Raw genomic sequence first — 23173 nt, 5'->3', positions numbered from 1 at the left:
TGTTTGAAGGCATTTTCAACCAATGAAAGATAGAGTAAAGGCGGTATCCAATTTTCGGAACTTAATTGTATGCTTCTGCTGAGCTTCAAGTGACTACCATGCCGAAGTTCTTCCAGTTCGATGTAATGGTTAATCGTTGTAAGCTCATCGGCAATACGGACCATCTTTTGAGGGCCTTTGTAAATTACATAATCAAGGATATCTGCTAGCCCTGCAATGGATTTTGGTGTTCTTTCGGGATGATTAATAGAAAGGGAATAGATATTGTTAAGCGTATTAAATAAGAAATGAGGATTCAATCGCGATTTTAATACCTTCAATTCAAGCTCTGTTTTCTCTTTTTGTAATTGCATACGGTCTTGTCTTTCGTTCTTATACCGTAGAATGTGTATGAAGCAAACAAAGATAAAGGATGCCGTAACAATAGGAAAGATATAATGGCTAAGAAGATAATCAAGATCCATTAAAATATCAGTAATACGATCCTGGGGTTCATCTATAAAGAAAGGTTCAGCTGCGTAAACAATAAAAATACGATTGATAACGGCTAAAAGATAAATGAAAAGGGGAACGCTGATGCAAAAGAATACATAGCGTTTACGATCGAAAAAATGGATAATACAATAGTAGTAAATCAGATTGGCACTGGTAATCTGAAATAAGAGGTGACACGCGTTATAAATGATTATTTCTTTCAAGCTTATACCGATGGTATTGCTATAAGCCTGGGTCAATCCAAATAGAAAAAGAGCTACCCAAAACACAGCCTGATAGCTGATGACTGAACGTAGATGATTTTTCCCTTTCTCTTCCATTACTACAAAACTAGAAATTCTGAACGGATAAATCCTGGGAAGTAGGGCAGGCTACGGGGTAGATGGATAAACAGCCTGGTTTTTCATGTAAACAGCTACTGAAGTCGTCTGTCCTGTAAAACGTGCTTTCCGTCCTACACTGTAGGATGTTGTGTTTACGAGGTGAAGTTTTGCAGAAAAAATGAAAGAAAACAGATTTAACGGATTGGACCATTTAAGGGCCGTCGCCATCGTACTGGTACTGCTGTACCATTACCGGGCATTCCAGCATCCCGACTGGGTGGAGACAGTCGGCAGATATGGCTGGACAGGAGTCGATCTTTTTTTCGTACTGAGCGGATTCCTGATCTCTAATCAGCTTTTCAAGGAAATATATGAGAATGGTACTATTCGTCTGAAAATCTTTTTTACCAAACGGTTTTTTCGAATTATTCCGCCCTTTGCTTTTACCCTTTTCCTGTATTTCTGTTTTCCTTTTTTCAGAGAGAGAGAAGCATTACCTCCCTTGTGGAAGTTTCTGACCTTTACTCAAAATTATGGACTGGATGTAATTAATACGGGTACTTTTTCTCACGCTTGGTCGCTGTGTATCGAAGAGCAGTTTTATTTAGTAGTACCTTGTATTCTTCTCTTTTTTATCAAGACAGGTTGGCTTCCTACATTGAAATATGCACTAGTAGCTCCGTTAGTAATTTCCATTTTGCTGCGGCTCTTTTCTTGGAATTATTTCGTCATTCCAGTCTTAGAATCAGAGCGTTTCTGGAAGGTATGGTATATGCACATCTATTACCCAACGCATACCCGGCTCGACTCACTCACGATAGGGGTATGGATCGGTTTCCTCTATACTTATTCGCCAACGTTTAAGAAAATCATTCATTCGAATGGGATACTGTTCTTCTTTTTAGGAATAGGTACGCTACTTCTATCTTTTTGGATGTGTTATGATCAGGCTTCCGAAATAGCTTCTGTTTTTGGTTTTACCTGCGTAGGAATGGCTTACGGATTACTGGTGCTGGCTGCTATTTCAGACTCCTGTTTTCTCAGTAAAGCGGCATTCGTAGGAACGCGGCAGTTAGCTGATTTATCCTTCGCAGTTTACTTATCCCACAAAGGAGTGATCCACATCATTCAGTCTATAACAAGACCAATAAATTTTTCTGAGAATCAATTATTGGTTCTCTGTATCATCGGATGCTTGGCGGCGGGATTATTGTATCGGTATGCAATAGAGCAACCATCGGCTTGGGTTAAAAATCAATTGTTAAATCAAAAATAAAGATGAGAACAATAGTTTTTGTGTTCGTTTTGATGCTTTTATTTAATAAGGGAAATGCACAGGATTTTGCAAAAGAAAGAGCTGAAATCAATTCGGTTATTAATCAATTCAGTCAAAGCATACGTAATAAAGATTCGGTATCCTTTCTTCGACTCTTTACGCCGAAATCTTTTCAATGGATAGGGGTTGTTAAAGATAATAGTCATCAAGAAGTACAGGCAGATGGAAATGCTACTTTCAATAATTATTTTTTCAATGATTATACTGTTTTCTACAAATTCCTGGGCGATAAAGGAAAACAGGAAGAGATTTTTGAGAATATTGTTATCACTAATGATGACGTTATCGGTAGTGTTACCTTCGACTATCAATACTGGAATAATGGCAAAATTACGAATTGGGGAAAAGAATACTGGACGCTGGTAAAAATGAATGGTAGCTGGAAAATTGTAAACGTTGTTTATTCTATAACTGAATAAGTATAGGTTTGACAGCTGTGGTCATCCCAAATGAAAATCGATAAGTTATTGGTAATACGTATTATCAATCGTGCTCTGGGTCGAGTAGAAAATCTGACTTGATTAGTAGTTACGGTGATCAATAAAAAACGCACAACTTCTTGTGCGTTTTTTATTGATCTTTATTTATAAGGGATACCTTACTCCACTTTTAAGGACTTCACCGGATCGGCATTAGCCGCCCGGATGGCCTGCGTACTGACGGTCAGTAAGGCAACCAGGAGAGCCAAAGTACCCGCCGCCGCAAACAGCCACCAACTTAGATCCGTGCGGTAGGCAAAACCATTGAGCCATTCCCGGAGCAAATACCAGGCCGCCGGAGCCGCCAGCAGGAAGGCTAGTCCGACCAGAATCAGAAATTCTTTGGAGAGTAAAGCTACCAGTTGGGGAACCGAAGCTCCCAATACTTTCCGGATACCAATTTCTTTGGTACGCCGTTCAGCGGTAAAGGTTACCAATCCAAACAAGCCCAGACAACTGATAAAAATGGCGATTCCCGTAGCTAAGTTGGTAAGCTTTACCAGATTCCGCTCTTTGTGATAGAGCTTGGCAATTTCATCGTCGAAGAAAGTGTACGAGAAATCCTCCCCGCGGTACGTTTCATTCCAGAGTTGTTTGATCTGAGCCAGCGTAGCATCGAACGCCTGAGCACTGCCCGTTTGCAACCGCACGTTGAATTGGGATAGACCACTAGGGCTTTTATTCATCAAGGCCGTAGGCTGAATGGACCCGTGCAATGAACGACCGTGAAAATCCTGTACAACTCCCACCACTGGAATGCGGGCCCCATTCCCGTATTGCAGGAATTGGCCAATGGCCTCCGCGGGTTGTCGGAAACCCATCTGTCGGGCCAGGGTTTCGTTGATAACCAGTTCGCTCGTGGTATCGCTTTCGGCGAAATTTCTCCCCGCCAGCAGATGGAACCCGAAGAGACTCAGGTACTGCGTATCGCCGTCTTTGCGATACACATTAATCGCTACTTTCTGCTTGTTTCGAACGGCGTTCATCATAGATGAACTGTAGCCCGAAGAAATAGGTGACTGATTCGCCAAACTCACCTGTTTGACACCCGAAAGTTTTCGGATACGGTCAGCCAGCGTCATGCGTTGGTTCTGGTCACCGACCCAGAAGTATTTACTCGGTACGTGAAAAGTAACGATGGCTTCCCGGTTAAAACCCAGGTCTTTCTGAATCATGTACTGCAATTGCCGACTGACAAATAAGGCTCCAATAATGAACAGTTGGGCAATTACAAACTGCGAAATGATGAGTACCCGACGAAGACCGATTTTTCCTGGCTGAACAAAGAGGTTGGTACCGCGAAGGGTAAGAACGGGCGTAAAACGCGAGATCAGCAAACCGGGGTAGATACCGGATAGCAAAGCCGTAATTACTGCCATGGCCAGTAAGAATAGCCAAAACGTAGGCTGGCTTAAGTCAAGCTCCACGCCCGACGGTATCAGTTCACTCAGGTAGATTAGACCCAACTCAGCCAGAGCCACCGAGAGCAGAACGGCTACGACGGTTACCAGCAGCGTCTCGCCGAGCAACTGCGAGATCAGGTGACTGCGGCGACTACCCAGGGTTTTACGAATACCGATTTCCTTGCCGCGTTGACTGGCCTGGGCCGTAGACAGATTCACAAAATTGATGGAGGCCAGCAGCAGCAGAAACACACCCACGGCGGCCAGACCATACAGGGTAGGCTTGTGGGCTACCCGAAAGCTGTTGCCGTACGTTTGATTGAAATGGACGTCGGATAAAGGCTGTAAGCTAAACCAACGTTTCCATTCGATGGATGACTCCCCGGAATGACTATCGGTCAGTTTTGTAACCTGCTGGGCCAATTGATCAGGGTTGCTACCGGGCTTGATTTTTACCAGGCATTGGGACGCTCCATTAGTGTTCGTCCAGGCGTCAAAACCGTAGTTTTCGCGACGTTTTTTACTGCTTGTCAGGGTACTCAGGGATAAGTATGCCGGATACGAAAAGTCACTTCGCTCAACGGCATTTTTGACAAGGCCCGATACCGTCAATTCCAGGGTATCCCGGTAGGAAACGGCCCGTAGAGTACGACCCAGTAAAGCCGCCGATGCCGTTCCGAAATAACGTTCAGCCTGACGTTGCGTCAGGACGATCTGATTGGGTTTGGCAAGCGAAGTCTGAGGCGATCCTGCAATCCAGTCAGCCGGTAAAATCTTAAAGAATTGAGCATCCGTAAAGATGACTTTTGACGACGATTCCTTCGCTGCTGGAAAGAGTACCGGAGCTTGGCCCGAACGCAGTACTTCGATCTGCTCAAAGCTTTCCTGGTGAAAGGCCGCTACGGTTTCCAGACCCGTTAGCTCCCGACGAATCGCTTCAGGAACGGGAGCGGAGACGCCGGAATTATGCCCTGAATCGTCACCAAATTTAAATTCCGTCACGAGTCGGTAAATCCGGTCAGAATCGGGCGGGTGCCGATCAAAGCTAAATTCAAAATTAACCAATAGGAAAATGACAATACAGGCCGAGATTCCTACCGCTAAACCCAGGATATTAATGCTGGTGGTCAGGCGGTTTCGCCAAAGCGTACGGAGAGCGATTTTAAGGTAATTTTTGAACATGATCTATAAGGTTGGGAAGGGAGCTTCCTGATAAAAGACGAGAATCCGTTACTCACTTTTCAAACTCTTCACCGGATCGGCATTCGCCGCCCGGATGGCTTGGGTACTAACGGTGACAAACGCAATCACCAAAGCGATGAAACCCGCCAGAGCAAAGGCTACCCAGCCCATCTGAATCCGGATGGCGTAGGCTTTCAGCCAGTCCTGCATGAAATACCAGGCCAGTGGAAAAGCAATGGCATTGGCAATCAGTACCAGCTTCAAGAATTCTTTGGACAAGAGTAGTGTAATACTGGATAAACTAGCCCCCAGGACTTTGCGGATGCCAATTTCCTTACGGCGGGTTTCCACGGCAAACGTAGCTAGTCCGAAGAGTCCGAGGCAGGCAATCAGAATGGCCAGACTGGTGAAGGCCGTCAGCATCGTGCCCAGTTTACTTTCGGCTTTGTACAGAGCGTCGTAGGCTTCGTCAAGGAAGTAATACTCGAAGGGGTACTCCGTCTCGTATTTTTTGAACACCGATTCCACGGCGGCCAGTCGGGTGGTTACGTTGCCGCCAGGGGCCAGCTTCAGGTACAGACAGCCGCCGTAGGTCATCAGTTCTCGCGTCGTATCGGCTACTACGGAGATGCCTAGTCCGCTCTGTGGGTGCTTGCTGGAAAAAAGGCTAAAGTCTTTCACAACTCCCACCACTTCGGCAGGCTGGGTGCCCAACTGAATTTTTTCGCCAATCGGGCTTTCTGAAAATCCGAACTCTTTCAGAGCCGATTCATTCAGAATCAATGAGGGGGGATTGGCTGAGTAAGGCCGGGTCGGCTTGATTTTCCAGGGTACATTCATGGTCTGGAAAAAGGAATTATCCACGGCCGTAATCTTTAAAGAAATATCTTTTTTGGTAATGGGCGACTGCGTAAAGAACATATTCACGCCCCCTTTAAACAAGGGCCAGCTCGCCGCCGCTACGTTCTGAATCCCCGCTTGTTGCCGGAGTTCCTGCTTGAATGCGGCGTAGTGAGGAAGCATCGTTTGGGGAACGGTAATCACCACAATTCCTTCGCGATCCAGACCAATATTCTGGGTACGGAGAAAGTCAAGCTGATTCTTGACAATGAAACTGCATACAATCAAACCGATGGAAACCGAAAACTGAAAAATGGTTAGCACGCGGCGGATATTGATCCCATTTGCTTTTGAAAAACGCCCTTTTAGTACTTCGGCTGGCGTAAACTGGGAGAGTAGCAGGGCCGGATAGCTGCCCGCTACCAACGTACAAAGCAGGAGTAGACCCGCTAGTAAACCGATGAAAAGGGGATCTTTCAAAAACGTATCGCTGATGTGAAGATCCAGCCACTGAAAGAAGAAAGGACGTAAGGCTTCGACCAGCAACAAACTCAGAGCAAATGAAATCAGGGTGATCAATACCGATTCGGTATAAAACTGGGCGGCTAGATTGCTGCGTAAACCCCCGAGTACTTTCCGCACGCCTACTTCTTTGGCCCGCTGGGTAGCCCGGGCCGTGGTCAGGTTCATGTAGTTGATCAGGGCCAGTAGCAAAATACCCAACGCAATGCCCGTGAACAAGCCGTGGTACTGCTGAGAATGATCCACCATGAGGCCGTGCAGGTGAAGATCGGTGAAGGGCTCTAAAATGAACTCCTCCGTTTTTTCACCTTTTTTAACGGGATGATCCTTCAGGTGCAATTGACGAATCAGTCGTTCTACTTTGGTTCGGTGTTCGGCTTTCGTCAGCAGGAAATACGTCTGAAAAGCCCCGCCGCCCACGTGACTGTATTCCAGTTGCTTGCCTAATCCATCGTCGTAAGCAACCAGATTTTTCTGGGTAGCAAAGGAAATGAGTGCGGAAAAGGAAAGCGTACTGTGCGAAGGCAGGCTTTCCAGCACGCCGGTTACTTCCAGCGGTAGTTTGTTGTCGTAAACCAACGTTTTCCCCAATGGATTAGCCGCTCCAAAGTACTTCCGGGCTAATTCCGGGGAAAGCACGATTGTATTGGGCCGGGTTAAGGCCGTGGCCGCGTTTCCTTTTTGTAGGGGGTACGTAAAGACGGTCAGAAAAGAAGGGTCGGCAAAGAGAAGCTGATCCTCGAAAGAATGAAAGTTAGTGGCCGTTTTCAGTACTGTTCGCGTAGAAGGTCGCGTACGAACCGTCGCTTCCACCAGATCCGGCCGGGCCGCTTGCGTACGCGGTCCCGACTGCACCGACAGGGCCTGAGTCTGAATATGCGTTTCGCCGTAAGGCATCCGGTCCATCGTCTGGAAAATCCGATCGCCGTTCCGATGAAAGGTGTCGTAACTGTATTCATGGACGACGTACAGCAGAATCAGAATACTAACGGCCAAACCAGCGGCGAGTCCGCCTATATTGAGCAGACTGTACAAGGGATTCCGTCGAAGGTTACGCAGGGCTATTTGCAAATAGTTCTTAAGCATAGGTTCTGGGATCACAGGTGTTAAAGCAGTACCTAGAAAGTCATGCCCTATGGCTCGAATAATAATCAAGTGACTGATTAGTAGTGTTTTGTGTAAATAAGCATGTCCATTTACGAACAGTCAACTGTTCGTAAATGGACATGAGTACCGGTTTCGGAATCGATAATGGACTACTCGCTTTTCAAACTCCGTACCGGATTCATCAAAGCGGCATTAATCGCCTGGTAACTAACCGTGGCCAGCGTAATTAGCATAGCTCCGAGGCCAGCGGCGGCGAACACCCACCAGCTTAACTCGGAATGGTATTCGTAGCGAGCCAGCCAGTTATTCATGAAGAAATAGGCAATGGGTACGGAAAGGCCGAATGAAATCAGTACTAGCCAGACAAAGTCTTTCGAGAGCATTCCCCAGAGATTGAATACCGAGGCCCCGAGTACTTTCCGAACGCCAATTTCCTTAATCCGCTGCTCCGCTACGAAGGAGGCCAGTCCGAATAAGCCTAAGCAGGAAATGAAAATGGCCAGACAAGCAAAGAAGGTGGCCAGTTTCCCGACCCGTTCCTCGGAAGCAAACTTCCGGGCGTACTCTTCGCTCGAAAACTTGTAATCGAAGGGAGCATTCCGATCATGCTTTTTGTAGATTTCTTCGATCTGGCTCAGGGCTTGCGTGGTGCTGACCGTTGGGCTGATCCTGATGGTGATGATACCCGACCAACTGGGGTTAAAAGTGAAAATGGTCGGCATCGCGGCCTTATACGGCGAAGTCATCATGACGTTTTTGATGATTCCGACCACGGTATAGTCTTTGCCGTTCCATTTGATGTTTTCGCCGACCAGATTTTTCTTACCGATGTAAGCTGCCGCTGCTTCATTGAGAAGAAGGGCGGAGGAGTCTGTAGCAAAGGCATCCGAGAAATCACGACCTGCGGTAAATTGTAGCCCCATCGTTTTTCCATAGCCCGAGCTGACGGCTACGATACCGAACAAGGCCTGTTTATTGGGGTCCTTGCCCTTCCAGTCGAACCCAATCTGGTTGGAATACAGATCCGTAATGGGACTGGAGGATTTGGTAACGCTGGCGACGACTCCACTGCCCAGCAGTTCGGTACGGAAGGTTTCGTAGTTTTTCTGAATGTCTTCGGTATTCATAGTCAACGTAATGAGCCCGTCCCGCGAAAAGCCAATGGGTCGATTTTTGGCAAACTGAATCTGCCGAAACACGATGATCGTTCCGATGATGAGCGTTACCGAAACGGTAAACTGAATCACGACCAGCACTTTTCGGGGTAGCGAGGCGTAGCGTCCCACTCGAAACGTACCCTTAAGTACCTTGACGGGTTCAAAGGAAGACAAATAAAAGGCCGGATAGCTTCCCGCAATGAAACCCGTGAAGAAGGTAAAACTTAGCCCAATGAGCCAAAAGATCGGATTGTCCCAGGGGATGAATAAATGCTTACTGGCCAGATCGTTAAAAAGGGGTAGCGAACTCTCCACCAGAAAAATAGACAGAATAAAGGCCAGTAGGGCGACCAGTAGGGATTCGCTCAGAAACTGACCGATCAATTGCGGACGTAAGGAGCCAATGGCTTTCCGGATACCCACTTCTTTAGCCCGTTTCTCACTGCGGGCCGTACTCAGGTTCATGAAATTGATGCAGGCCAGCAGGAGTACAAACGCCCCGATGATCCCAAACAGCCAGACAAACTCAATACGCCCCCCCGTAATGACACCTTCCTTGAATTCGGAGTACAGGTGCCACTTCGACATGGGGTGCAGGAAAATTTCCGGTTTAGCCGCATCCTTGGGATCGTGACGCAGCTTCATGTACTTGATTTTAGCCGAAACCTGATCAAAATCGGCGTTGGGCTGTAACATGGCGTAGGTCTGGAAGGAATTGTTATTCCATTCCTGTTCGCTCCGTTTCACCCAGGGTTCTACGGTTAAGTACAGTTCCCAAGGCAGCAGGTAAGAAACCTCGGCCAGTTCCGTATTGGTAGGCAGGTCTTCGTAAACGCCGGTTACTTTTACTTCCGTCTGATTATCGCACTTGACGATTTTATTGATTGGATCTTCTTCTCCAAACAACGCTTTCGCTACGGATTCGTTGAGGAGAATCGAATGCGGATTCCGCAGTCCCTGTAAAGACCCTTTCACCATGTGCAAGGAAAACATCGTCGGGGCATCGGCTCCGATGTAATTTCCTTTTTTAGTGAACTTGTTGTCTTTGTAAGCCAGAATGTGGTCGAAGGTCCAGGAGCTGGGCACCACATATTTGAAGTCGGGATACTTGGCTCGCAATTCCAGGTGCAGCGGGACTGGCACGGCGGTCTGCGTTCCCTTGCGGCCATCCCAGGTCTGGTGTTGCATCACCTGAGCAATGCGGTCGTAATTTTTGTGGTAACGGTCAAACGTCAGTTCATCCCAGATCCAAAGCCCAATCAACAGCGTAACCGCCATGCCCGTAGCCAGTCCGACGATGTTGATGAGCGAGTAGGCCTTATTCTTCAGTAAGGCACGAATAGCGACTTTAAAGTAGTTACGAAGCATAGGGTAGGGAGCAGGAGTGAAGAAGAAAATCCGGTCATTCCTTCCAAAGATGATAAAGTCGCCTTTGGCGTTGCATACCCTTTCAAATACTGTATCTTTTCTCGAAGAATAAAAGCCACTACTCTGATTTTAAGCTTTTGATTGGATTGGCCGTAGCCGCCCGGAACGACTGGTAACCGACGCTCATAAGGACAATCCCTGTAGTTACTACGAGTGACAGAGCGTAAATTCCCCAACCCAGCTGGATTTTGTAAGTATAGCCGTTCAGCCACTGGGACATCGCCCACCAACCTACGGGAGCGGCTACCAGAAAAGCTACGATAATCAAGCGACTGAATTCAATACCAAACAGAGTTAGAATCTGCGGAATACTAGCTCCGAGTACTTTGCGAACGCCAATTTCTTTGGTTTTATGAGCCGTCATGAAACTAACTAACCCATACAATCCCAGACATCCAATAAAAATGGCGATGCCAGCGAAGAACTGGATACAGGCCAGGATCATATCTTCGGCGATATAGAATCGGGTGAGCTGTTCATCCAGCTCATACGGCTGGTACAAATAATCCGGAAAGGTTTCTTCCCAAAGTTGTTCGACGGAACGCCTGGTTTCGGTTACCGTCCGGGGATTGATTTTCAGTCCACAGGCCGCATAACTGTTCGTACGGGGAAAGAGAATAACGGGCTGAATTTCGGATCTCGCCGCCCGGTTATACCAATCCTTGACCACCCCGTAAATGGGAGCGGTGCGGCCCCAGACTTCCAGACTTTTACCCACCACGTCGTCCGGTTTCAGACCCAGACGACGGACGTACGTTTCATTGACCAGATACCCACTGGCGGTATCGGCTTTGGGAAAGTTTTGGCCCGCGACCAATGTCAACCCAAAGGTTTCTAGGTAATGGCTGTCGGCGGGCTTCGTGTTGGCTGACCAGCTTTCTTCCTCCTGCCGCTGATCAAACCGATGGTTGTTATTACTGTTGGTCGTAGAAGCCGGTGGGCTACTACAAAAGCTGATGGCTTCAATGCCCGGTAGTTGAGCTAATCGATTGCGAAAGGTGGGTACGTGCGTTTGCTCCGGAATATTGATCATGCTCAGGGCCGAAGTGGTAAAACCCAGCGAGGTACGCTGAAAAAACCGCATCTGCTGCATCACGACCAGGGTACTGATGAGGAGGATCTGGGTAATGACAAACTGTACTACCACCAGACTCCGCCGGATGGACATACCGCCCACCTGTTGGGAAGACACTTGCCCTTTCAAGGCCTGAACGGGTTTAAAACCCGCCAGTACAATCCCGGGATATGAGCCGGAGAGCAGTACCACTACCAAGCCAATCCCCAACAGAAATAGCCACAATTGTCCGTCAGCCAGTGGATTCGTGTGGGTAAACAACGGAAAGGGCATCCCCGCATTCGTAGCCCATTGATTCAGGACGGGTAAGCTGAGTTCGGCAACCAGGGCGGCCAGGAGTAGCGAGCAGCACGTGATGACGGCGGTTTCGGCCATAAATTGTCCGAACAACTGGAGTTTTGTACCCCCAATCACTTTCCGCACGCCTACTTCTTTGGAGCGTTTGAGGGCCTGAGCCGTCGCCAGATTTACGAAGTTGATACAGGCTGTTCCAACCAGAAATAAACCGACCAGGCCTAAGGCCCAAAGGTGCGTGGAGGTCAGGCCCCGCCCGTATTTTTCGGAGAAATGGATCGTCGCAAAGGGTACAACGGGATGGTTCCAGTGGGCAGCCTCGGTGGTGTGGTACTTTTTGATGAACGCGGGTAGGGCCCTTTCCAGCCGTTGGGGGCTAACCCCTGCTTTGAGGGTGAGCAGGCAAGTGGTACTCGAACTAAAACCCGACCAGTTATCGAGGCCACTGCGGGCATACCCCGGATTATTCTTGAGGGTGGACAGGGAAACAAAAAGCTCCTGCCGCCGGTCCGTATTGTCGGGAATGTTTTCCAGGATGCCCGTTACGCTCAGATCTAGGTCATTATTCATCCGGATGACCTTACCGAAAGCTTCGGATACAGAGCCGAAATACTTTTCGGCTACTTTACGCGTGAGCACCACGGTATTCGGTTTTTGCAGAGCCGTTTTCGGCTGTCCCGCGAGCCACTGATAATCCAGAATGTTGAAGTACGAAGGTTCGGTAAAGCACAGCGACTGGGCCTCGTTGAATTTCTTTTTTCCTTCCGCCCCGAGTACGGCAATCAAGGCATTGTAAACGCCCGAGACGAGGGCTACGTCATCGAAGAACGAAAAATCCTGCCGTAAGGCCTGAGCAAGCGGAAAGGGAACGCCCGGATCATCGTTGATTCCGTCTCCCTTGGTTTGCGTGGTGATTTGATAGGTACGATCAATCTTGCTATGATACTGGTCGAAGCTAAGGTGAAACTTAATCAGCAGAAAAACCAGTACGCCACAAGACAGCCCCAGGGTAAGCCCCCAGATATTCAGCAGCGTATAGCCCTTATGCCGGAGTAACGTACGGTACGCAACGAGGAAGTAATTTTTTAGCATAGTTGTTAAGGGTGTTCCCAAGGCCGACGGGATGTTTTATACCCCGTCAGCCTTGGTGTACGTTACTCGGATTTCAGACTCTTCACCGGGTTGATCAAAGCCGCCGATAAGGCCTGATAACTCACCGTCAGTACGGTAATAATCAGGGCTCCCAGACCCGCGGCGAAGAAAATCCAACCGGAGATGCTCGTCCGATACTCGTAGTGGTCCAGCCAGTTGTTCATGAAATAGTACGCAAGCGGCACGGACAGAAGGCACGAAAGCAAAACCAACGTTACGAATTCTTTCGACAAGAGCTGCCATAGATTTAGCACGGAAGCCCCGAGTACTTTCCGAATGCCGATTTCCTTGGTTCGCTGTTCGGCTACGTAGGAAGCCAGGCCAAATAAACCCAGGCAGGAAATGAAAATGGTGAGTCCGGCAAAGAAGGAAGTAAGCTGACTAATACGGTCTTCCGTAGCAAATTTCCGGGCGTATTCTTCGCTGACAAATCGATAATCAAACGGACTTTCTGGATTGTATTTTCGGAACACCTGCTCGATAGCAGTCAGGGACGTACGCAGGGGTAGCTTTGGATTAATCCGAATGTTGATGTAATTGACCCAGCCGTAATCCAGCGTATACAGGGTGGGGCGGGCGGCACTAAAGGGCGAATCCATCACCATATCTTTGATGATGCCGATAATTTGATAAGTTTTCCCACCCTTCTGAAGCGTTTCTCCGACGGGATGCTGAAAGCCGATTTGTTGAACGGCCGCCTCGTTGATCACCAGTCCGAGCGTATCCGTCGAATGGCTCCGGGAGAAATTACGGCCCTGTACAAACTGCCAGCCAACGGTAGAGCCAAAATCGTGGGTAACAGCGATGTACGCAAACAGCGGTTTCGTGTTAGGGTCTTTGCCTTTCCAGGTAAAGTCAAAATTGACGGACTGTACCCGCGTGGGTGCACTGGAAGATTCGGACATCTCCAAAACGGCTCCGGTCTGGAACAGATCATTCCGAATGGCGTCGTAGTGTCCGTACAGATCGGGCGTATTCATGGGTACGGCGATCAGTCCTTCCCGCGTATACCCCACGGGCCGCTCTTTGGCAAATTCAATTTGCCGGTACACGATGATGGTGCCAATAATCAGCGTAATGGAAATGGTGAACTGTACCATCACTAACGCTTTGCGGGGTAAGGCCGAAAAACGTCCGGCCTGAAAGGTACCTTTCAGCACTTTCACCGGTTGGAAGGAAGATAAATAGAAGGCCGGATAACTACCCGCCAGCAAAGCCGTAATCAGGCAAAAGCCGAGCGTAGTGGACCAGAAAACCGGATTGTTCCAGAGAATGGATACCTGCTTATTCGCCAGTGCATTAAACCAGGGGAGAGCCAGTTCTACCAGCCCCAGACTCAGTACTAAAGCAATGAAAACCACCAGAAATGATTCGCTGAGAAACTGGCTGATCAACTGCGTGCGTACCGAGCCGATGGCTTTTCGAATACCTACTTCCTTGGCTCGTTTCTCGCTGCGGGCCGTACTCAGATTCATAAAATTGATACAGGCCAGTAACAGAATGAAGAAGCCAATTAACCCAAACAGCCAGACGTACTGAATGCTGCCACCCGTGTTGACGCCGTTCTTGAATTCTTCGTACAGATGCCATTTTGCCATCGGATGCAGAAAAACTTCCGGGCGAGAGGTTTGCCGGGTTTTTACGGCCAACAGGGGTTTGAGTTTAGCCGAAACCTGATCCAGTTTAGCCTGGGGACTGAGCTGTACAAACACCTGGAAGGAGTATTCCTGCCAGTCAGTTAAATTTCGTTTCACCCAATCTTCGCTGGAAACGTATAAATCCCAGGGTAAAAGAAAGGTCAGGTCGTGGAAAGACGTGTTAGTGGGCAGATCTTCGTAGACCCCGCTCACCTTCACCGATAGTTGGTTATCAATCTTAATCACCTGTTCCATCGGATCCCTGGTACCGAAAAGGGCCTTGGCCAGGGATGCGGAAAGCAGGATGGAAGAAGGATTAGCCAATCCCTTCCGGCTGCCCGCCAGCATGCGTAGACTCAGCAAATCCGGGGCGTTGGGTTCCATAAAACTACCGTCAGACTTCAGCTTTTTCGTACCGGACGAAAGCACGTGATCATCGTTCCAGGAAGAAAGAACCACGTGTTTGAAGTCCGATCCGTAGGTGTTACGCAGCTCCGCCGCCACCGGAATCGATACAGCGGGCCAGGTCTCTTTCTGTTGTTGAAGGGTCTGGTGCTGCATGACCTGAGCAATGCGGTCGTAGTGCTCGAAGGAACGATTAAACGAAAGTTCGTCCCACACCCAAAGTCCAATCAACAGGGTTACCGCCATACCAATGGCCAGTCCCATGATATTGACCACGGAGTACAACTTGTGCTTGAACAGGTTTCGCAAAGCGACCTTGATGTAGTTGCGTAGCATAATTGGTTGATTGCGGTGGAACGAACCCACCCGTCTGTCAAACGTGAACGAACCTTTTCTTTAGGAACCGTAGAACGAAATAAAACAGCCCTGTTATTCCGATTTCAAACTCTTGACCGGATTGACTAAAGCGGCTTTTATACTCTGAACACTCACCGTAAGCAGAGCAATGCTCAGGGCTAAGAGGCCCGCCAGAACAAAGACCCACCATTCCAGCGAAATACGGTAGGCAAACTGTTGTAGCCATTCGTGCGTAACGTACCCGGCCAGCGGAATCGCCAGTACAAAAGCCAGCCCTACCAACTGGAGGAACTCTTTGGAAAGCAGGGCAAGAATACTGCCTACCGAAGCTCCAAGTACTTTCCGTACGCCAATCTCTTTGGTACGTTGTTGGGTGGTAAACGTAACCAGACCAAACAAACCAAGACAGGCCACAAAAATGGTCAGCCCCGCAAAGACGCTCAGGAGCGTACCCGTTTTTTGTTCGACTTGATAAGTGTTCGAGAAACGATCATTTAAAAACGAATAGCTGAAAGGTACATCAACGTGGTACTGGCTCCAGACCTGTTGCATGGTTCGCAGTAATCCGGCCACATCGCCCACTTTGGCTTTGACGATCAGGGTACCACCCGATTGGGCCTGAACCATTACCAGAGGTGTGATGAGTTCGTGTAGGGACCGGAAGTGAAAATCTTTTACTACGCCAATGACGTGGTAGGAGGTACGGTGACCGTTGTTGCTATGGGTGGCTAAGGTTCTGCCCAGTACATTTCCGGTCCAGCCCATCGAGCGAATGGCCGCTTCGTTGAGAAGAATACCCGTAGAATCGGTAGCAAACCGAGGAGAAAAATTACGTCCGGCGGCGATTCGGATGTTTAACGTGGGAATGTAGGCTTCATCTACGTCGTAACGAAGGGTTTTGACGAGCAGACTGGGATTCGTCTCCGGCGAAAGGAAAAAATTATTATTGCTACTCGGCCCAGCGGGTAAATATACCGAAGCACTTACCGACTGTACCCGGGAATCCTGAAGTAACCGTTGTCGAAATACGGCCTCGTTCGGACCTAAGGCCCAGGTTTCGGGCAGTACAATCACCTCATCTTTGTTATACCCCAGCTCCTTATGCTGAATGTAGGAAAGCTGGCGATAGACTACGGTAGTAGCGATGATTAAGGCAATGGAAACGAAAAACTGAAACACGACCAGAGTACTCCGGAAATGAATACTGCCCTTCGAAGTTTTGATCTGGAACCCGCCACCTTTCAGTACCGCCATCGGCTGGAAAGAAGACAGAAAAAAAGCGGGATAACTGCCTGCTGCTACACCCACCAGCAAACCCAGCACCAGTAAACCTATGAACAGCAGCGGATGCGTGAAGAAGGGAAAACTCAGGTGTTTGCCGGCTAGTTCGTTGAAAGCGGGTAGAGTCAGATCAACCAGTAAAAGTGAAAGAAACAGGGCCAGTCCGGTGAGCAGAATGGATTCGAACAGAAACTGTTTCATGAGTTCGGACTGCCCCGAACCCAGTACTTTCCGAATGCCCACCTCGCGGCCCCGACGGGAAGCTCCCGCCGACGAAAGATTCATGAAATTGATGCAGGCTACCAGTAACATGAGCCCAGCAATGATACTGGAAATGTAGACCGTCTGAAGATTACCGGGTGTGGAGAGATCGTACGCGAAATCGGAACGCAGGTGAATGTCCGTTAACGGCTGTAGAAAGAGCCCAAGGGCATTTCCTTTGTTGCGGAATGTTTCGTAGGGCATCCCAAAAGCCTGTTCCAGTTGCGGGCCCATGTACCGGGAAACGATCGGCGGTAATTTACGTTCTAGATGGGTTACATCCGTGCCGGGCGTTAGGAGGAGGTAGGTGAAAAATTCGGAAGTTAGCCAGGTTGTAGACTGGGCTTCCGCAAGTCCCGACATAGAAGCCAGTATATCGACGTGGAAATGCGAATTCTTGGGCATATCCTGCATAACGCCCGTTACCTGATACGAAGATTTCCAGGCTTTAATTTCCAGTATCTTACCTATGGGATCGGCTTCGCCGAAGTAGTTGCGGGCTACCGTTTCAGAAATAACCACGGATGAAGGTTTAATCAGAGCCGTTTTTGAATCGCCTTTGAGCAATGGTAGCGTAAAGACCCGGAAAATGTTGGAATCGGCGAAGGCCATCACACTTTCCCGTAAGGACTTGGTTCCGTAGGAGATCAGCGGCGAACCTGCCAGGCGAAGACGCGTAGCTTCGGCTACTTCCGGAAAGCTGGACTGAAGTGTACGGGCTACTGGAGGCATAACATGAGCCTCATTGATACTTCCGCCTTCCGTTTTACCTTTGAAAACTACCCGTACGATCCGGTCGGCACGCTCGTGAAAGCGGTCATAACTCCATTCATCTACCACGTATAACATGATTAGTATACAGGTAGCCAGACCTAAAGCCAGTCCGGTAACATTGATGAGGGTAAAGGTCCGGTTCCGCAGCAGGTTCCGCCAGGCAACCAAAAAGTAGTTTCTAAGCATAAGACAGGACGCTTTCAGTAGATCCAGTTACGTTCAATAGTTGTGCCGTTGGAAACTGTGTTTAAGTAACTGTCTGGTATAGAATGAAATACGATAGTAGGGGTGTTCGCTTTTGAACAGAGCATAGTTCGGAAACGAACAATGAAGTAAAGATTCAAAAGGAAAGAATGGCTTCGGAACGGGTAGAACACGAATCCCAACCCGTTCCCAAAAGGAGCTATCTAGCTTACTCCGATTTCAACGACTTAACCGGATTCGTGATCGCGGCCCGGTACGATTGCCAGCTTACCGTGAGTAGAGTAACCAGTAGTGTGAGCAGCATGGCCCAGGCGTACGTTTGCCAACCCAAGTGAATTTTGTAGGTGTAGCCTTCCAGCCAGTTCGTCATTATCCAGCCACCCAGCGGAGCCGCTACGACAAACGCCAGCAGGATGAGCCGTCCGAATTCGGTACCGAAGAGCGTCAGGATTTGGCCGACGCTGGCTCCGAGCACCTTGCGTACCCCGATTTCCTTGGTTTTCTGAGCCGCCATGAAGCTGACCAGTCCGTACAAACCCAGACAGCCGATGAAGATGGCAATGAAGGAAAAGACACGAACCAGATGCAGCATCAGTTGTTCGGTTTCGTAGGCTTTGGCAATGCGTTGGTCCAGAAACGACTGCTTGTAGATGTAGTCTGGAAAGGTTTCGTTCCAAACGCTTTCGATACCCCCCAGGGTTTGGGGCAAATGAGAGCTACGAACCTTCAGACCGACGTACTGGTACGCCTTCGGAAATGGGAAAATAGTAACGGGTTCAATCCGGTTCTGTAAGGAAAGGTTATTCCAGTTTTTCACTACGCCCACAATCGGAGCCTTGAATCCCCAGAGTTCCAGCGAGCGGCCAACAATCTCCTGCGGCTGCCGACCGAGCTTCTCGGCGTAGGCTTCGTTGACGAGGAAGCCCCGGATGGAATCGCTTTCGGGTAAATTCGTACCTGCTACCAGCTTCAGTCCGTACGTTTGCAGGTACTGAGCATCGCCGCCTTTGGTATTAACGTCCCAAGTTTCTTCCTTCTGTCGGTTGTCAAAATGGTGGTTGGAGCGATTGTTGTTTCCGCTCGTTGGAGGGGTTGTACTAAAACTGAGCTGCTCTACGCCATTCACTTGTAACAGCCGATTACGCAGCGTTTGCAGGTTGATCTGATCGGTCGTGGGAAGATTAACCAGTACAATTGAAGTGGGATCGTAGCCAATATCTTTTCCCCGGAAAAAATCCATCTGCTGCGTAACCACCAAGGTTCCAATGAGTAACAGTTGGGTCAGCGTAAACTGCACCACCACCAGGCTTCGGCGAATGGACATACCGCCCACTTGCTGCGTACTGATTTTACCTTTTAAAGCCGCGACGGGCTGAAAACCCGCCAGAATGAGTCCCGGATACGAACCCGCCAGTAGGGTTACTACGACCAGCAATACGGCCAGAAAACCCAGTAGTAGGGGGTCAGAAAAAAGATTGATCGTACCGAGCAGATTCAGGTCCGAAGCCTGATGCACCCATTGACTCAGCACCGGGGCCAGCAATTCAACCAGTAACACGGCAAAGGCAATGGCCGCCAGGGTAATGAGTCCGGTTTCGGCGATGAATTGCCAGAATAACTGCCCGTTGGTGCCGCCCATCACTTTGCGGACTCCTACTTCTTTGGAACGTTTGAGAGCCTGGGCCGTCGCCAGATTTACGAAATTGATACAGGCCGTCAGTAGCAAAAACAGGCCAACCGAAGCCAATGCGTACAGTTGTGTAACGGTGAGCTGTTCGTTGTATTCCGCTGAAAAGTGAAAGTCGGTGAGGGGAATGAGCGGATGACGAATTTCCTTGTAATTATCCGGATGATATTTCTTCACAAACCCCTTGAGTGCCTGCTCAACGCTGGCCTGCGAAGTGCCTTCGCGTAGTAAAACCAGGCAATGGGTACGCGAACTGACGCCACCCCAGTCATCGAGTTTATACGCTATGTTGTTTTTGTAACCCCGTAGCGAAGCCCAGGAAACGAACAGTTCCTGCCGCTGATCCGTATTTTCGGGAATGTCGGCCAGTACACCACTCACTTTCAGATCCAGATCATTATTGATCCGTAGGCGTTGACCCATCGGGTTCGCCAAGCCAAAGTATTTTTCCGCCATTCGCCGCGTAATGACCACCGTATTGGGCTGATCCAACGCGTGCTTTGGGTTTCCTGCCAGCCATTGGTAATCCAGAATGTCGAAGTACGAAGGCTCGGCGTAGGTGAGTGTTTCTGCTTCCTCGAATTTCTTAAAAGGCCGGGAGTTGGGGACACTGACCAGCGTATTGTACTGGAGGTAAGTCATCGCTACTTTTTCCAAAAAGGAATAGTCATTTCGCAGGGCTTGCCCCAGGGGAAGCGGTACGCCCGACTGATACTCCGTGCTCTCTCCGCTGAATTCCGTTACCACCCGATACGTGCGATCTTTCTGGGTATGATAGGTATCAAAACTGAACTGAAATTTCAAGACCTGAAAAATCAATAGAGTACAGGCAATGCCCAGGCCTAGTCCCAGAATATTCAGCAGGGCGTATCCCTTGTAGCGAAGCAACGTTCGGTAGGCGACGAGGAAATAATTCTTTAACATCTTTGGATAGATAAGGATTAAGCAATGATCGCTTTGCTGAAGCTTTTCTAACAATTACTAAGGAGACAAAGAGTTCGGTACAAGCGTAGATCAGGTATCCCCTCACTACTCCGACTTTAACGAACGTACCGGATTCGCCGTAGCGGCCCGAATCGCCTGCGTACTGATGGTGAGCAGTGCGATGAGCAGTGCTACCAGTCCCGCTCCGGCAAATACCCACCAGTGCATTTCGATGCGGTAGGCAAAGTCTTCAAGCCAGCGGTGCATGGCGTACCAGGCCAGCGGGAAAGCAACCAGAGCGGCGATTCCGACCAATAGCATAAAATCTTTCGAGAGCATGCCGACGATATTCGGTACGCTGGCTCCAAGTACTTTCCGAATGCCGATTTCCTTGGTACGCTGTTCGGCAGTGAAGGTAACCAGACCAAACAAGCCTAAGCAGGCAATGAAAATGGTGAGGATTGTAAACGTGAGTAAGAGTTGGCCCTGCTTCTGCTCGCTTTCGTACTGGTGAGCGAAGTTCTGATCAAGAAAACTATATTCGAAATCACTGGCTGGATCGAATTGTTGATATACCTTTTGGATATAGGCCAGAGCCGCTTCCGTATGCTCGGGCCGAATGCGTACGTACAAATTATCCTGCTGCGTACCGAAAGCCCGCTGAATCACCAGCGGCTCAATTGTATGCTGGAGGGAATAGGTGTGGAAATCTTTGACGACGCCAATCACCTGAAAATGGAGTCGGGGACTTTCCGAATCTTCCGTATTGGCTTCCACGATTTTACCGATGGGATCTTTCCAGCCCAGTTTCTTTACCAGCGTTTCATTCACCAGTACCGCTTGCGTGACGTCCGTTTCCCGGTTTTTATCAAAATTTCGACCCGCGACCAGTGGAATTTCCATCGTTGTCAGAAAATCTTCATCCGCGTCGAGCCGCTGCATCATCATGCTGGCGTCCGAAACTTTCCCGTTGGTTTCAAAGTGGTATCCCCGCGAGCCGATATTGTTATTGCCAATGGGGTTGCCAACCGCCGCCGCACCCGTAATGAGGGGACTTTTCAGCAGTTGTTCCTTGAAGGCGGAAATGTGCTTACGTACCTCCATTTTATCAATGTGAAAGGACAAGATCTGCTCGCGGTTGAAGCCCAGATCTTTCGTCGCAGTATAGTGCATCTGCTGGTAGATAACGGCCGAACCGACCAGCATACTAATTGTAATCACAAACTGGAACGTAACCAGCGACTGCCGAAACCGTTTGTTGGTGGCCGAGCTACCTAACTGTCCTTTCAACGCCGGAATAGTCCGGAAACCCGAGAGAAATAACGCTGGGTAGGTACCGCTGAGCAAACCCGTCAACAGACAAAAGAACACCAGAAAGCCGAGGCTGGGCAGGACGCCAAATTGCCAGAGGGAAAGCTCTTTCCCCGAAAACGTATTGAAAAAGGGCAGTAGCAATTCCGTTAGTAGAATACCCAGAATCGCCGCAAACAAGCTCAGTAATAGGGACTCGGCCAGAAACAAGCTCACCAACTGGTTACGCTCCGAGCCAATGGCTTTCCGCACACCCACCTCACGTACCCGCAGCGAGGAACGGGCCGTACTTAAGTTCATGTAATTAATGGCCGCAATGAGCAGGACCAGTACAGCTACGATACTGAAAACCAGGACGTAGGTGCCGTCGCCATTCGCACTCATTTCGAAACTCAGATGCGAATGTAAATGAATGTCCACCAGCGGCTGAAGATTGAGCTGGTAATTGACTTTGCCCATCTCCTGGAGTAAATGGTCCGGGAAGAAACGTTGGATTTTTTTCTCGAAAGCTACGGCATCCGTATTCGGGCGAAGCAGTACGTAGGTGTACAGGTTAAAGTTTTGCCAGCCGTCGGTAAAGTTAGCGGGCATGGAACGCAGAGCACTGAATTGCAGGTGGGAGTTCGTGGGAAGATCCTGCAGAACGCCCGTGATGACGTTGCCTAGATTATTATCCAGGTATACCGTTTGGTTCAGGGCTTTTGCTGGATCACCGAAAAGTTTTGTCGCCAGCTGTTCCGTGATGACCAACGAGTTGGGCTTGTTTAAGGCCGTCTTCGGATCGCCGTACAAAAAAGGAAATTGAAAGACCTGGAATACGTTTCCATCCGTGAATATCATGTCATTGACTCTCAATTGAGTCTTGCCCCGTTGGATCAAACCGCCTCCTTCGGGAGCGAAGCGTACGGCCTGCTCGATTTCGGGATAATCTTTCTTCAGCGTTGGAGCATAGGGAGCGGAAGTAAGAGCGGTCTTAAACTGACCCGTCTCCCAACTGGCCTCGTGTGTTACGCGATAAATCCGATCCGAATTTTCGTGAAAGCGATCATAACTCAGCTCATCCGCTACGTACAACCCAATCATCCAGAAAGCCGCTAACCCTACGGCCAGACCGAGTAGATTAATTACCGAAAAAACCTTGTTTTTCAGTAGATTACGAAAGGCGATTTTAAAATGATTTTTTAACATCGGTCGTAAGGGTTGTTGATATGGGTTGACGTATGCTCGAAAGCTGCGTAGTTCGTTTCGTTTACTCGGTAATGGCGTACTAGAATGACTGGTAAGTGAAAGCTAACCTATCCGTTAGAAAAGTCGTGCCGATGAAAGAAAGGGAGCGGTAAAGTATTGGTAGTCAGTGATTAATATGAAAACAAGTGTTCGGAAGCGTACAATGTGTCGTACGCTTCCGAACAGCTTTCTTAAGTCTCTTTGATTGAATTATTCTGATTTCAGCGATTGAACTGGATTCATCAACGCCGCCCGGATGGCCTGATAGCTAACGGTGAGTAACGTGACCGTTAGGGTAGCCAGAGCCGCCCC

11 protein-coding genes are annotated in these 23173 nt (G+C 48.9%); 2 read left to right on the top strand and 9 right to left on the bottom strand.

The genetic code is table 11. The features are described from left to right. Positions 1–815 (bottom strand): sensor histidine kinase (locus ACOJTG_RS09430; protein WP_420153590.1); only part of this gene is annotated, 815 nt, incomplete at its 3' end. A 181-nt stretch (positions 816–996) separates the two neighbouring features. Between ACOJTG_RS09430 and ACOJTG_RS09425 the strand changes: the two genes are divergently transcribed. Together ACOJTG_RS09425 and ACOJTG_RS09420 are read left to right on the top strand one after the other, a co-directional pair. Further along, the gene (locus tag ACOJTG_RS09425; RefSeq protein WP_420153589.1) at positions 997–2094 is read left to right on the top strand and encodes an acyltransferase family protein; all 1098 of its coding nucleotides are present in this window, start codon (positions 997–999) and stop codon (positions 2092–2094) included. Between the two features lie 2 nt (positions 2095–2096). After that, positions 2097–2573: a hypothetical protein gene (locus tag ACOJTG_RS09420; protein ID WP_420153588.1), complete on the top strand. Its 477-nt coding sequence runs from the start codon at positions 2097–2099 to the stop codon at positions 2571–2573. A gap of 179 nt (positions 2574–2752) precedes the next feature. Here ACOJTG_RS09420 and ACOJTG_RS09415 read toward each other — a convergent pair whose 3' ends face one another. The 8 genes from ACOJTG_RS09415 to ACOJTG_RS09380 form a co-directional block, all read right to left on the bottom strand. Next, entirely contained in the window at positions 2753–5218 is a 2466-nt protein-coding gene (locus tag ACOJTG_RS09415; protein WP_420153587.1) for an ABC transporter permease, read from the bottom strand. A 48-nt stretch (positions 5219–5266) separates the two neighbouring features. Beyond that, positions 5267–7666, bottom strand: a complete 2400-nt coding sequence (locus ACOJTG_RS09410) for an ABC transporter permease (RefSeq protein ID WP_420153586.1) — start codon at positions 7664–7666, stop codon at positions 5267–5269. Between the two features lie 170 nt (positions 7667–7836). Beyond that, positions 7837–10212 carry an ABC transporter permease gene (locus tag ACOJTG_RS09405; RefSeq protein WP_420153585.1) on the bottom strand — a complete coding sequence of 792 codons (2376 nt, stop codon included), beginning with the start codon at positions 10210–10212 and terminating at the stop codon, positions 7837–7839. Between the two features lie 118 nt (positions 10213–10330). Continuing rightward, positions 10331–12733, bottom strand: coding sequence for an ABC transporter permease (locus ACOJTG_RS09400; RefSeq protein WP_420153584.1), 2403 nt, complete (start codon positions 12731–12733; stop codon positions 10331–10333). A 62-nt stretch (positions 12734–12795) separates the two neighbouring features. After that, positions 12796–15171, bottom strand: coding sequence for an ABC transporter permease (locus ACOJTG_RS09395; RefSeq protein WP_420153583.1), 2376 nt, complete (start codon positions 15169–15171; stop codon positions 12796–12798). Positions 15172–15264: 93 nt separating this feature from the next. Then, the gene (locus tag ACOJTG_RS09390; protein ID WP_420153582.1) at positions 15265–17694 is read right to left on the bottom strand and encodes an ABC transporter permease; all 2430 of its coding nucleotides are present in this window, start codon (positions 17692–17694) and stop codon (positions 15265–15267) included. 226 nt (positions 17695–17920) lie between these two features. Beyond that, complete coding sequence (locus tag ACOJTG_RS09385) at positions 17921–20323, bottom strand: ABC transporter permease (protein ID WP_420153581.1); 2403 nt, start codon at positions 20321–20323, stop codon at positions 17921–17923. A 105-nt stretch (positions 20324–20428) separates the two neighbouring features. Continuing rightward, entirely contained in the window at positions 20429–22822 is a 2394-nt protein-coding gene (locus ACOJTG_RS09380) for an ABC transporter permease (RefSeq protein ID WP_420153580.1), read from the bottom strand. Between the last annotated feature and the right edge of the window lie 351 nt (positions 22823–23173).

The sequence above is a fragment of the Siphonobacter sp. genome (assembly GCF_048595215.1).
Lineage (GTDB): Bacteria > Bacteroidota > Bacteroidia > Cytophagales > Spirosomataceae > Siphonobacter.
The sequence above is the reverse complement of the archived record's forward strand: the minus strand, read 5'-3'. Positions and strand labels throughout refer to the sequence as shown.